13 protein-coding genes are annotated in these 12,405 nt (G+C 68.4%); 9 read left to right on the top strand and 4 right to left on the bottom strand.

Translation table 11 applies throughout. The features are described 5' to 3' along the window. Positions 1-25 precede the first annotated feature (25 nt). The 7 genes from ssd to ABRP28_RS11630 all read left to right on the top strand — a co-directional run bounded on the left by ssd (position 26) and on the right by ABRP28_RS11630 (position 5,377). A complete protein-coding gene (gene ssd / locus ABRP28_RS11660) occupies positions 26-1,090 on the top strand; it encodes a septum site-determining protein Ssd (RefSeq protein ID WP_350003056.1) in 1,065 nt (354 codons plus the stop codon). Further along, complete coding sequence (locus ABRP28_RS11655; RefSeq protein WP_350002968.1) at positions 1,087-2,502, top strand: TadA family conjugal transfer-associated ATPase; 1,416 nt, start codon at positions 1,087-1,089, stop codon at positions 2,500-2,502. Before ssd ends, ABRP28_RS11655 begins: the two co-directional genes overlap by 4 nt. Continuing rightward, positions 2,499-3,269, top strand: a complete 771-nt coding sequence (locus ABRP28_RS11650) for a hypothetical protein (protein WP_350002966.1) — start codon at positions 2,499-2,501, stop codon at positions 3,267-3,269. Before ABRP28_RS11655 ends, ABRP28_RS11650 begins: the two co-directional genes overlap by 4 nt. Then, positions 3,266-3,883, top strand: a complete 618-nt coding sequence (locus ABRP28_RS11645) for a type II secretion system F family protein (RefSeq protein WP_350002964.1) — start codon at positions 3,266-3,268, stop codon at positions 3,881-3,883. Before ABRP28_RS11650 ends, ABRP28_RS11645 begins: the two co-directional genes overlap by 4 nt. A gap of 140 nt (positions 3,884-4,023) precedes the next feature. Further along, entirely contained in the window at positions 4,024-4,371 is a 348-nt protein-coding gene (locus ABRP28_RS11640; RefSeq protein WP_350002962.1) for a DUF4244 domain-containing protein, read from the top strand. Positions 4,372-4,625: 254 nt separating this feature from the next. After that, positions 4,626-4,949 (top strand): TadE family type IV pilus minor pilin, encoded by a 324-nt coding sequence (locus ABRP28_RS11635; RefSeq protein WP_350002960.1) that lies wholly within the window; start codon positions 4,626-4,628, stop codon positions 4,947-4,949. Next, on the top strand, positions 4,946-5,377 hold the full coding sequence (locus ABRP28_RS11630) for an Rv3654c family TadE-like protein (RefSeq protein ID WP_350002958.1): 432 nt from the start codon (positions 4,946-4,948) through the stop codon (positions 5,375-5,377). The genes ABRP28_RS11635 and ABRP28_RS11630 overlap by 4 nt, the downstream gene beginning before the upstream one ends. Positions 5,378-5,387: 10 nt before the next feature. Here ABRP28_RS11630 and ABRP28_RS11625 read toward each other — a convergent pair whose 3' ends face one another. Continuing rightward, a complete protein-coding gene (locus ABRP28_RS11625; RefSeq protein ID WP_350002956.1) occupies positions 5,388-7,763 on the bottom strand; it encodes a DEAD/DEAH box helicase in 2,376 nt (791 codons plus the stop codon). Between the two features lie 66 nt (positions 7,764-7,829). Then, the gene (locus tag ABRP28_RS11620; protein ID WP_350002955.1) at positions 7,830-8,522 is read right to left on the bottom strand and encodes a GNAT family N-acetyltransferase; all 693 of its coding nucleotides are present in this window, start codon (positions 8,520-8,522) and stop codon (positions 7,830-7,832) included. 109 nt (positions 8,523-8,631) lie between these two features. Here ABRP28_RS11620 and ABRP28_RS11615 point away from each other — a divergent pair, with 109 nt between their 5' ends. Further along, a complete protein-coding gene (locus ABRP28_RS11615; RefSeq protein ID WP_350002954.1) occupies positions 8,632-9,525 on the top strand; it encodes a rhodanese-related sulfurtransferase in 894 nt (297 codons plus the stop codon). A gap of 12 nt (positions 9,526-9,537) precedes the next feature. Here ABRP28_RS11615 and ABRP28_RS11610 read toward each other — a convergent pair whose 3' ends face one another. After that, entirely contained in the window at positions 9,538-10,119 is a 582-nt protein-coding gene (locus ABRP28_RS11610) for a hypothetical protein (RefSeq protein ID WP_350002952.1), read from the bottom strand. A 50-nt stretch (positions 10,120-10,169) separates the two neighbouring features. Beyond that, positions 10,170-10,619, bottom strand: a complete 450-nt coding sequence (locus tag ABRP28_RS11605; protein ID WP_350002950.1) for a hypothetical protein — start codon at positions 10,617-10,619, stop codon at positions 10,170-10,172. Positions 10,620-10,683: 64 nt separating this feature from the next. Between ABRP28_RS11605 and ABRP28_RS11600 the strand changes: the two genes are divergently transcribed. Then, positions 10,684-12,360 (top strand): methyltransferase, encoded by a 1,677-nt coding sequence (locus ABRP28_RS11600; RefSeq protein ID WP_350002948.1) that lies wholly within the window; start codon positions 10,684-10,686, stop codon positions 12,358-12,360. Positions 12,361-12,405 lie beyond the last annotated feature (45 nt).

The raw sequence follows: 12,405 nt of genomic DNA, 5'->3' as shown, positions 1-12,405 counted from the left end.
TGCGGACGGCGACGGGGACGCATGGCTGCCGGATGGCGGTGAGGACATCCTGCTCGTGACGTCCTCCTCAGTCCTTCGCGCAGAGGTGGAGCGGATCGTGGCGGCTGCAGGGGCCCAGCTGCGTGTTGCAGCCACTGCAGCAGAGGGAGGCAGGTATTGGGACGGGGCGGCAGCCGTGCTGGTGGGAAGCGACATCCGGGAGCTTCCGCCGCGCCGCAGGGCGCCCGCTGTGCTGGTGGGGCTTGACGGTGAAGGCGACAGCCTGTGGCATCTCGCGGCTGTCCTCGGAGCGGAACGGGTGGCTGTCCTTCCCGATGCTGCAACCTGGCTTGCCGACCATCTCAGCCGCTCGCGGTCACCCGGTCCCGGCGGGGTAATCCTGGGCGTGACCGGCGGCTGCGGCGGAGCCGGGGCCACCACTGCAGCGATCTGGATCGCACAGGCGGCGGCCGGGCTTGGAGCCCGGGTACTGCTGGTGGACGGCGATCCCTGGGGCGGCGGGCTGGAACTTGCGCTCGCGGCCGAGGAGGACCCCGGCTTGCGCTGGCCCGACCTCTCCGAGGCCAGGGGCAGCATCGATCCCATACAGCTGGCGGACTCCCTGCCTGTTGCGGGCGGTTTCTCGTTCCTGTCGTGGCCTGCCAGCAGGGAGCAGCCGGTGCCCGTTGGCGCTGCCGCCACCGCGGGCATCCTTGATGCTGCCCGCCGCGGATATGAGTTGGTGGTGGTGGACATTGGCCGGGGATCCGATCCCATCCATACGTTCGCCTGGGACTGCGATCGGATCGCCATGGTGGTTCCGGCCCAGCTCAAGGCTGCCGTGGCCGCCGTGCGGCTGCTCCAGGAATTTCCCCCGGTCGAGGCGTCCCTCCTGGTCCGTGGCCGTCCAGGCGCAGCCCTGGATGGCTCCCTGATTGCCGGGGCCATCGGCATTCCGGTCCAGGCGCGGATCCCTGAGCTGCGGGGAGTCGTTGCTGCCATGGAATCGGGCCGCCTCCTTGAGCTGGGAAAGCGGCGGGCCGTCCGGCATTTTGCGGCTTCCGTGCTGGACCTCCTTGGCGACGGGCTTGCTTCTGGAGAGCCTGAATGAGCAACCAGGCCAGCGCCGGGGGACCGGGACCTGAGCCGGGGATGCGGCGGCGGGCGCGGATCCTGGAGACGCGCCCGGACAGTCCCCGGCCCGGGAGTGCGCGCCAAGACAATCTCCTGCACGACGGTCTTGTGCATGACGGTCTTGGGCGCGACGGTCGCCGGCATGACGGTCCGCGGCAGGAGGGCGGGCGCCCGGGTGAGCCCGGCCCCGGTGAATGGCGCCGCCGCGAGCGCCGCACAGGTGAACGCCAGGCTGTTGACCTGGGACTCCTTGAGTCTGTGCGGGAGTCCATGATGGCCGACGCAGCGGCGGTGACGCCCTCGCGGGTGGCGGCGGCGGTGCAGGCCACGGGGAAGCTCTTGGGTACGGCGGGGGCACTGGCCGCTGTGGAGCGGATCAGTGCAGAGTTGAACGGCCTGGGACCGCTGCAGGCCCTCACCCGGGACCCTGCCGTTACGGACATTTTTGTGAATGCTCCCGGGTCCGTGTGGGTGGACAGGGGCCGCGGCATCGAGCGTGTGCCGGTGGCCTTCGACAATGAGGCCCAGCTCCGGGCCTTGGCCTGCCGGCTCGTGGCAGCCGGCGGCAGGCGCCTTGATGACGGTTCACCCTGCGTGGACGTGCGGCTGGCCGGAGGTTACCGCGTCCACGCCGTGCTGCCGCCCGTTTCCACGGCAGGGACGCTGCTTAGCATCAGGATCCGGCGCGAACGTGTATTCACGATGGATGAGCTGCGGGAGGCCGGCATGTTCAACTCCGGTCTGCAGACCGTCCTGGAACAGGTGGTGGAGCGCAGGTTGAGCTTCCTCATCAGCGGGGCCACCGGGTCCGGCAAGACCACCCTGCTCTCCACGCTGCTCGGCCTGTGCAGCCCCGCAGAGCGGCTGGTCCTCATTGAGGATGCATCGGAACTGAACCCTGTCCATCCGCATGCCGTGTCCCTCGAGTCACGCCACGGAAACCTGGAAGGTGGCGGCGAAGTGGATCTGGGGGATCTCGTCCGGCAGGCGTTGCGGATGCGGCCGGACAGGCTGGTGGTGGGTGAATGCCGTGGTGCCGAAGTCCGGGAGCTGCTTGCTGCCATGAACACCGGACACAGCGGAGGGGGCGGAACCATCCATGCCAATACCGCCGCTGCCGTTCCGGCCCGGCTCACGGCGCTCGGTGCGCTCGCGGGGATGAACTCCGACGGCGTTCGGCTTCAGGCAGCGAGCGCGCTGGACGCTGTCATCCACGTTGACAGGACGCCCCGGGGCCGGGCTGTGGCGTGCGTGGGCCTGATCGGGGACGGGCCCGGCGGACTCACCGTCGAGCCTGCCCTGGAATGTGTTGACGGTGAAGTCTCCGCCGGCCCTGGTTGGACGGCCCTTGCGGCACGCTTGGGGCTTCGCCCGGGACTGCCAGTATGATCCCCCTTGTCGTTTGCCTGGGACTGGCTGCCGTGTTGCTGGCCGCACCGCCGCTGGGTGCCCCCGCCAGGTTGCGCCGAACCGGTGCCGCCTGCCCGGCTCCGGGCCCAGAAACGCCGAGGCGAAGCGTCTTGTCGTGGCGCCGCCGGGGTGCAGGGAAGGGAGCAGGACAGCCTGCGGCACGCATGACCCTTGTTGTGCAGCAACTCGCCGCACTACTCAAAGGCGGCCGCACGCCTGCGCGGCTCTGGGAGGAGATCTGGGATGTTTATGGTTCTTCCGGCTCCCCGGCGCAGGGCCTGTCCTCCGGATCCAGCGCCATGTTGGCCGCGGCTCGCGCTGCGGCATCCCGTGGCGTACCCGTCTCGGAAGCCATCCGCCGGGCCTCGCCGTCCGCCTTCCCCCGGAGGGACAGGGAGTCCCGCATCTGGGCGGAGCTCGCGGCCTGCTTCGATATCGCTGAAGCCAGCGGATGCCCGCTCGCAGACGTACTGACCAGGTTCGCCGCGCAGCTTGAAGTGGAGGATGACGCCGATGCCGCCCGCCAGACCGCCCTGGCCGGACCCAAGGCCACCGTCAGCCTGCTCACCTGGCTGCCGCTGATGGGCCTGGGCCTGGGAATCGCCCTGGGAGTGGACCCACTCGCCATCCTGCTTGGAACACCGTGGGGCCTCGCTGCGCTCGCAGCCGGCGCAGGCCTGACAGTGGCCGGACGGGTGTGGTCGGCACGGCTGGTGGCGGCGGCAGCAGGGGCTGGAGCGCCATGACCCAGCCCTCCGCCGCAGCGCTCGCGCTCTTCCTTGCACTCGCCGCGGCAGCAGCCCTTGCCGGCAGCGGGCGGGGCAGGCCACGGAAGCGGCTCCTCAACCTGTCCTCCGGGGCAACGGGCCGCAGTGCGAAGGCCTCCGCCGGCAACGGTGGGCACGTGCCCGGACCTGCGCCCGAAGGATTGAGGGATAGCGCCATGATGCTGGAGCTTGTGGCCGCCATGCTGGACGCCGGGTCGGGCATAGGCCGGTCACTCGAACTGGTGGCCGCCTCGGCTTCCGGAAAGTACAGCGGTGCCCTTCGGCCGGTTGTCGCGGCACTGGCAATCGGCGCCGACTGGGAAACCGCATGGCGCAGCAGTGCGGTCCGCCTCCCCGAGGTCCTGGAACTCCGGGACGCGCTGGGGTTCGCGGCGCTGACCGGCGCCCCGTCCTCGGCGATTCTCTATGCGCAGGCGGCGCGGCTCCGCCGGGAGAGGTTCCGTTCAGCAGAGAAACGCGCTGCGTCACTGGGCGTGAAGCTGGTGGTCCCGCTGGGCCTCTGTTCCCTTCCGGCCTTTATTTGCCTGGGAGTGGTCCCCGTGCTGTTGGCCCTGGTGCCTTCCGGGTCCTAGGCACCCGTATCTTCTCCTCCACAAGGGAGAACCATTAACGCTTTTCCACTTACGAACTTCCGGGGCTTACCGCTTCAGGCCAGGCCCGGAAGAGTCAGAACAGCCGGGAAAAGCACCGGCCCAAAGGAAGGAAAGACCACATGTCCACTCATTACCGCCGCCACTACGCTGGGGGAGCTGCGGCGCCCGCGGCTGCCCGTCCCGCCTCCCGGGAACACCGCAGCTTCTCCCGCCACGGCATCAGCTCCGGAGGCCGCAGCCCGTTGCCTGCCAATGCCATGGAACTGTATCCGAGCGCGGGCTCGCCAGGAACCGGTAAAAGCCGGGTCCGGCTCCTCGGGTCAGAGGCAGGGATGGCAACGGCCGAATACGCCATAGCCACCCTCGCCGCAGTGGGTTTTGCCGGTCTTTTGGTCTTCATCCTCCGCAGCGAGGAGGTCCGCGGCTTCCTGCTCACCCTGATCCGCACCGCGTTGGCTTTGCCGTGACAGGGGCGCCGGCAGCGCTCTGGGCCGCGGGTTTTTCCGACCCGGGTTTTTCCGGCACGGGTCCGTCCGGTACCCGTTTTTCCGGCACGGGTCCGTCCGCCACATGCCCGCCCGCCGTGACGGGCACGCGCCGGCCGGACCTGCGGGCCTGCAGCCGCTCTGGAGGCCGTGTGGCTCAGGGCCGGCGTCACGCTGTGACGGGCTCGTGCGGACCCGTGGCGGGTCCGCGTGACTGTACGGGTTCGCGCGGCGCGGTGACGGCGGAGTTTGCCGTCACCCTGCCTGCGGTCCTGCTGCTGCTGGCCATGCTGCTGGCAGGTGCCTCCGCCGGGGTCACGCAGTTGCGGCTGGAGGAGGGAGCGCGTGCCGGCGCCCGGGCACTTGCCCGCGGTGACGACTCCGCCACCGTGGAAAGGATCGTCCGGACCCTGTCCGGAGGGTCGGCCTCCGCGGCGGTTTCGGCTGACGGGGAGTGGCTGCATGTCACCGTTACCGACCGGGTGGGCGGTCCCCTCGGTGCATCCATCCCGTGGCTCCTGACGGCGCGGGCCTCCACCCGGAGCGAGGCTGCCGGATGACGCACGGCAAGGCACCTGGAACCGGCAGGCTTCGGACGCTCCACAGCAGGCGGTCCGGTCCGGGCCGGAGGAGAGGTCCAGCTGGCACCCACCGGGAACGTGGTTCGGGGACCGTCCTGGCGGTCGGCCTGGCCCTGGTGGTGATGATGGCCATGGCTCTGATGCTGTTGCTGGCGCAGTCAGCTGTCCTGGCCAGCAGGGCCGCAGCCGCTGCGGACCTTGCAGCACTGGCGGCGGCTGACGCCCTTCGGGGCCTTGCTGCCGGGGAACCCTGCACCGTCGCGGCCGAGGTGGCTGCCCGGCATGGGGCCGCCGTCTTGGGATGCACGGAAGGCGCGGGCCAGACTGTCGAGGTGAGGACCGAGCTGGTGGAAAGGACGGTGTTCGGGGCGGCCCACGGGCGCTCCCTGGCGGGTCCTCCACCGTAGCCCGTTCGGTTCAGTGCTGCACTTCCAGGCCCAAGACGCCGGCTTCGGTGGCGTTCTTGAGCAGGACGTCAAGGAGGGAGACAGCGGCCGACTTGTCCAGCGGGTTGTTTTTGTTTCCGCATTTGGGTGACTGGACGCAGGAAGGGCATCCGGAATCACATTCGCAGGCCTTGATGGCGTCACGGGTGGCTGTCAGCCAGACCTTCGCCTTGTCGAAACCGCGCTCGGCAAAGCCCGCGCCGCCGGGGTGCCCGTCGTACACAAAGATGGTGGGCACCCCGGTGTCAGCGTGCAGGGCGGTGGACACCCCGCCGATGTCCCACCGGTCGCTGGACGCCACCAGGGGCAACAGCCCAATGGCTGCATGCTCCGCCGCGTGAAGGGCTCCGGGGAACTGGGCTTCGATAAGGCCCGCGCCCGTAAGGGAGCGGTTGTCCACCACGAACCAGACCGCCTTGGTAAAGAGCTCGCGGGCGCCCAGTTCCAGCGGCTCTTCCCCAAGGATCTCGTTAGAGATCAGGGCCTTGCGCTGGAAGGAGACAACCTGGGTGGTCACTTTGACGTCGCCAAAGTGAACCGATACGTCACCCCACTCCACCGTCCGCTGGGTCTCCAGTACCTCAATCTGGGTCACGTCCCGGGCAGTGGTGTAGTAGTCGGGATTGGCCCGGCGCACCATCACGCAGTGGTCATCCTCGTTCAGGTCCTCCACCACATAGCTGTCACCCTGGTGGATGTAAACGGCGCCGGTGTGGGCCTGGTAGTGGGTCTGCGGGGAATCCATCGTTCCAAGGAGGGACCCGGTCTCTGAGTCCACGATGCTCACCGGCCCGCCTCCGTCGGCCCGCAGGTTCACCATGGCCGCCGCGCTCTGGGAGTGTGTCCAGAACCAGCCCGCCGGCCGCCGCCGGAGGTAGCCCTGCGCCACCAGCTTGTCCAGCAGGGACTCAGCGGTGGGGCCGAACAGGCCGAGTTCCGCGGGGCCGAGGGGAAGCTCCGCAGCCGCGGCACACAGATGGGGTCCCAGCACGTAGGGATTGGAGGGGTCGAAGACTGTTGCTTCCACGGACACGTCGAAGATCGCTTCCGGATGGTTGACCAGGAAGGTGTCCAGCGGGTCATCGCTGGCAACAAAAGCCGCGATCGCATCCTGGCCCGCCCTTCCGGCCCGTCCGATCTGCTGGAACAGGGAAGCCCGGGTGCCGGGCCATCCTGCCACCAGGACCGCATCGAGGCCGGAGATATCGATTCCCAGCTCCAGCGCTGACGTGCTCGAAACGCCCAGGAGCTCGCCGGAGCGCAGGGCCCGTTCCACCGCGCGGCGTTCTTCGGGCAGGTATCCGGAACGGTAGGCGGCAACCCGCTGGGGCAGGCTGGGGTCCACCTCATCCAGGAGGCGTTTGGTGATCGAGGAGATGGTTTCCGCCCCGCGCCGGGATTTGATGAAAGCTATGGTCCGGGTCCGGGCTGATACCAGGTTCGCCAGCAGGTCCGCGGTTTCAGCCACCGCAGTCCGCCGCTCCCTGGCACCATTCTCGCCCCGTACCTCGGTCAGCGCGGGTTCCCAGAAGGCGACGGTGGTGGAGCCGTGGGGAGAGCCGTCACGGGACACCGCCCTGACCGGGGCGCCGATGAGCCGGCCAAAGGAGATCTCAGGCTCCGAGGCTGTGGCGGAAGCCGCGATGAACACCGGCCCCGGATGGGCCGCGCCCGCTCCATAGTAGGCGCAGATCCTGCGCAGCCGGCGCATCAGGTTGGCCACGTGGGAGCCGAACACGCCGCGGTAGCTATGGGCCTCGTCAATGACCACGTAGCGCAGGCGGCGGAAGAACCCGGCCCACCAGGCATGGTTGGGAAGGATCCCGAAGTGCAGCATGTCCGGGTTGGCCAGGATGAAGTTGGCGTGGTCCCTGATCCAGCGCCGGGACGCGGGGTCGGTGTCGCCGTCGTAGGTTTCGGCCCGCACGGTGGGCAGCCTCAGCGCGCGGATGGCGTTGAGCTGATCCGCGGCGAGGGCTTTGGTGGGGGAGAGGTACAAGGTGACGGCGCCGTCGTCGTGGATTTTCCCCGGGTCAGCCAGGACGCGCAGCTCGGAGCGGTGGATGGCATCGAGAGCCGGCAGCTGATACGCCAGGGACTTCCCTGACGCGGTGCCGGTGGCCACCACAACGTGTTCCCCGCCGTGCGCAATGCCGGCGGCTTCCACCTGGTGCCGGTAGGGCTCCTGGATGCCCAGTGATCCGTACGCTGCAACCAGGTCGGGATGCACCCACGCGGGCCACGGCTCATGCTCGGCCTCGCGGGCCGGGATGGTGCGCACATGACGAAGCTGTTCCGGGTCCGGGCCGCGGCCCAGCAGGGGAATCAGGGAGTCATGGGGGTTCACCCCCACATTGTTTCACCCGGTGGGGCCTTGGCGGCCCCGGTTCGCCATGGGGGTAAACAGGAGGGATCAGCTCAGGGAAAGGTCCGAACCGTCATGGGACGCGGAGAGCATCAGCACACTGGAAACGGTGGTCCAGCCGAGATGGGAATACAGTTTCCGGCCATCAGCGGAGGCCAGGAGAAGGCCCTCCTGCACGTCGTGCTCGAAGGCCTGGGCTGCCAGGGCCCGCATGATGAAACTGCCCAGGCCGCGGCGCTGGAAAGCCGGTTCGGTGATGATCTTGTCGAACACCGCGGTTTCCCCCACCACGAACACGCGTCCGCTGGCCGCCAAAGCGTCGCCGGAGCGGACCTCGGCGTAATGCACGCCGTCCCGCTCCCAGGCTGTGTGCGTGAGGTCGTCGTCGGAGAGCCAGGGATCTTCGGCATCCTGGGTTTCCATGTCCACGATCATCATCGCCTGCGAGCTCGAGGTCACGTTCAGGCCGTGCCGCGCCGCCAGTGTGGAGTACCGGGCGATGTCATTGGTAAGGATGGTGAGGACCCGCGCGGGTGCCTGGGCCGTCTTCGCGGCGAGGGCTGCGAACTCGTCGTCCGTGGGCTCCGAGGCGAAGAATTCCCAGTCGCCGCTGGTATCTGCGCGGAGCACAGCGGGGAAGCGGCCCTCGGTGGATGTACGGTAGCCGCGACAACCGGCCCAGCCCGCCACCCACACCTCAAGAAGGCCAGTGATGTCTTCAATCATGGTTTCCGGGCTCATGGCATGAGACTATTCGAGCCCGGTCCCCAGCAACAGGGGGCGGCCAAGTGCTTATGCAATTGTGATGCTGCGAAAACACGCTGTGCACCGTGCCGGTACCCTTAAATACGTGGCTTTAAACCGAATTGTGCTTTTTTATGGCTTTACCCCCCTTGCCGACCCGGAGGCGGTACGGCTCTGGCAGCGCGCGCTCTGCGAGAAGCTCGGGCTGAGGGGCCGCATCCTGATTTCCAGGGACGGCATCAACGCCACGGTGGGCGGTGAGATCGCCGCCGTAAAGCAGTACGTGAAAACAACGCGCGAGTACAAGGGATTCAGGGACATCGACGTGAAGTGGTCCGACGGCGGTGCCGAGGACTTCCCGCGGCTCAGCGTCAAAGTGCGCGACGAGATTGTCTCCTTCGGAGCTCCCGGGGAACTCAAGGTCGATGCGAACGGTGTGGTGGGCGGGGGAACCCACCTCAAGCCCGAAGAACTGCACCAGCTCGTTGACGCCAAGAAGCAAAGCGGGGAGGACGTGGTTTTCTTCGACGGCCGGAACGCCTTCGAAGCGCAGATCGGCAGGTTCAAGGACGCCATCGTCCCTGATGTCGCCACCACCCATGACTTCATCCAGGAGCTCGAATCCGGGAAGTATGACGACCTCAAGGACAAACCGGTGGTCACGTACTGCACCGGCGGCATCCGCTGCGAGGTGCTCTCCAGCCTGATGGTGAACCGGGGCTTCAAGGAGGTGTACCAGCTCGATGGCGGCATTGTCCGCTACGGCGAAACCTTCAAGGACCAGGGCCTGTGGGAGGGCTCGCTCTACGTCTTCGACAAGCGCATGCACCTCGAGTTCAGCGACGACGCCAAGACCATCGGGCAGTGCGTCCGCTGCGCCGCGCCCACCAGCAAGTTCGAGAACTGTTCCAACCCCAGCTGCCGCACCCTCACCCTGTACTGCGCGGAGTGCGCCTCCAGCCCGGATACCCTGCGCTGCCCTGAGGGCTGCGCCGCCTGACAGGCAGACGCGTCAGAGAAGCCTCAGCCGGTAGGCGTAGTTGGCGCCCGTCCTGGCCTCCACCCTGATGGTGAGGGCTGTTTCCGACGAAAGATAGATGACGTTCTCCCGGTTGATCCCGCACCGGAGCCCCAGGTCCACCAGCGTCAGTGATTCGCTGCGGACCGTGAAGGTCACGCGGCGCTGGCTACGGCATGCCAGGGCCAGCGCGTAGGTTCCCGTTCCCAGTACCGGCGTGGATTCAGTCCGTACGTCCCCCGCGGCCAGGAGTCCTGCCCCGGCGGAGGCCACCGGCTGCCCGGTGTCGGGAAGTGTCCGGGCCGCCCAAGCTCCTACGTCTTCCGCCCCCACGGGATCGTTCTGCAGGGGATCGCGGGTGAACACCGGCCCTGGGAGGCGCGTCCCTTCCGCCTCGACGGGCCCGGGCAGGTTCCGCCCGTCGTCGTACGTATATTCACACCCGCCCAGCAGCATTGCGGCGGCCACCGCAGCGATGACGACGGCGGCCGGCTTCCGCGCCGGCGGCACCCGGGCTTCCTGCCGGGGGTCCGTATGGACGGTGGATGGCGCGGAGGCTATCCGCACACTGGGCATAGTCAGACTGTATGCCCGCCGGCGCCGGCGGGCCAGAGCACGGAGGGCGGCTATTCCCCGGGCGCCAGCCGGTAGGCGTAAATGAGGGGGGCGTCCACGCTGTACGTGCTGATGTCCAGCGTGCCGGCGTCCGGGAGGATGATTTTTGTGGTTTCCCGGCTGCCGTTGCACGCTGCCCCGGCGTCCGCCAGCATCTTCCCGTCCAGGGATACGGCGAAGAACGCCTTTCCGCCGCCCTCGCACGTGGCGGTGAGGATATAGCGGCCCGCCGGAACGTCAGCGGCTTCCCTGATGATGCGGTCCCGGTTGAGGATTTTGCCGGCGTCCTCAAGCACTGCACCCGGAGCCGGGGGCAGCGCCGTGGCCTGCCACTGCGGGACGTCCGCGTTCTCGATGGATACAACGGGGGAGCAACCGGCCAGGGCAAGGGCCGTGCCCGCGACTGCAGCGGACCACGGCAGCAGGCGGGCGCGCAGAAGGACGGAAGAACGCGAAGGCATGCCTCCACGCTACCCGTTGCAGCCGGGCCCGGGCTTCGGCGCCGGCCCGGACTAAACTTGGCCAGTGCCTAAATCCCCATACGAGTTCACCGCCGGCAACACCCCGGACGCACCCCGCAGCGACCTTCCGGAGCTGCTCACAGCCCTCGCCGCTGACCTGACGCGCCTGGACTATACGCCCGACGGCGTCGCCCGCCTCCTGGGCGCTGCCGCCTCCGCGGCCTTGAACCGGGACCAGATCATTCCGGCCCTGCTGGCAGTGGACCGGGCTGTGCGGCAGGACGAAGGGAACGCGGCGCTCGCCGCCGTCGTCCGCCTTTGGCTCCTGGCCGAGCCGCAGCCCAAGGAAACGCTCGACGCCGCCCTTCCGGACGTCCGCGCCGACGGGCTCGTTGAGCTGGGGCTAGTGCAACCCGTTCCCGGCTCGGGGCTATTGACGGCGAAAGCGGATCTGCGGCCCTACGGGTGGGAACCCAATGAGGACGGCAGCGGGGGTGCCGAACTGTGGGTGGCCAGCGACCTCGCCGCACACCAGCAGGCAGGGGTGCTGCGTCACGACCATGTGCTCGGCATCGGGCAGGCGTCCACCACCCTGGTGCAGACCACCATCCGCCGCCACACCGAACGCGCCCTGGACCTCGGCACGGGCTGCGGCATCCAGACCTTCCACCTGCTCCACCATTGCGAGCACGTCACCGCAACGGACATCTCCGAACGGGCGCTTGCCTTTACCCGGTTCAACATCCTGCTCAATGCCGGGGCCCTCTCCGTTGACCCTGACCGGCTCGAGGACCGTGTCAGCTTGCGCCTGGGGTCGCTGCTGGAGCCCGTGGCCGGTGAGGAGTTCGGGCTGGTGGTGTCCAATCCGCCATTCGTGATCACGCCGCGGAGCGCTGGCGAGGACGCCGCGGACCAGTTCACCTACCGCGACGGCGGACTTCCGGGCGATGAGATTGTCTCTTCCCTTGTCAGGGCGTTGCCGTCCGTCCTGGCTCCTGCCGGAACAGCCCAGCTTTTAGGCAACTGGGAAGTCATGGCGGGAATGTCATGGCAGGAACGGCCTCAAAGCTGGGCCGGTTCGGACATTGACGCGTGGTTCATCCAGCGGGAGCAGGTCGGTCCGGAGCAGTACGCGGAAACATGGCTGCAGGACGCCTCCGAAGGCCGGGACCGGCAGCACTACCGGGGCGCCTATGCCGCCTACCTGGCGGACTTCGAATCGAGGAACGTGGAGGGAATCGGCTTCGGCATGGTCTGGCTCCGGCGGCCGGCGGCACCCGGGCAGCCAGCGTTCACCCGGTTCGAGGAAATCACCTATCCCATCGAGCAGCCCATCGGCCCCCATCTGGGCTCCGCCGTCGAACGCATCGGTTGGCTGGCCACGCACAGCGTGGAGGACGCGCACCTGCTGGTGGCGGAGGACGTCACGGAGGAGCGCCACCAGCGGCCGGGTGCGGAGCACCCCGGCGTGATCCTGCTCCGGCAGGGGGCGGGCCTGCGCCGTACCAACCTGCTGAGCACCGAACTGGCAGGCTTCGTGTCGGCCTGCGACGGTGACTTGACGGCAGGGCAAATTGCCGGTGCGCTGGAGGCGCTGCTTGGCGGCGGTTTGGCCTCTGCTGGAAGCGGGCAGGATGACGGGTTCGACGCCGGTTCTTTCCGGGGCGGCCTGCTCACCGAGGTGGCCAACCTGGTGCGGGACGGCTTCCTGATCCCCGCCGTGGAACCAGGCCGGGACTGAGGAGGGGACGGCGCCTCCAGAACCCCCTTCTTTTCCACATGGATG

This window comes from Pseudarthrobacter sp. WHRI 8279 (assembly GCF_040224115.2).
In the GTDB taxonomy this organism is placed as follows: Bacteria; Actinomycetota; Actinomycetes; order Actinomycetales; family Micrococcaceae; genus Arthrobacter.
The sequence above is the reverse complement of the archived record's forward strand: the minus strand, read 5'-3'. Positions and strand labels throughout refer to the sequence as shown.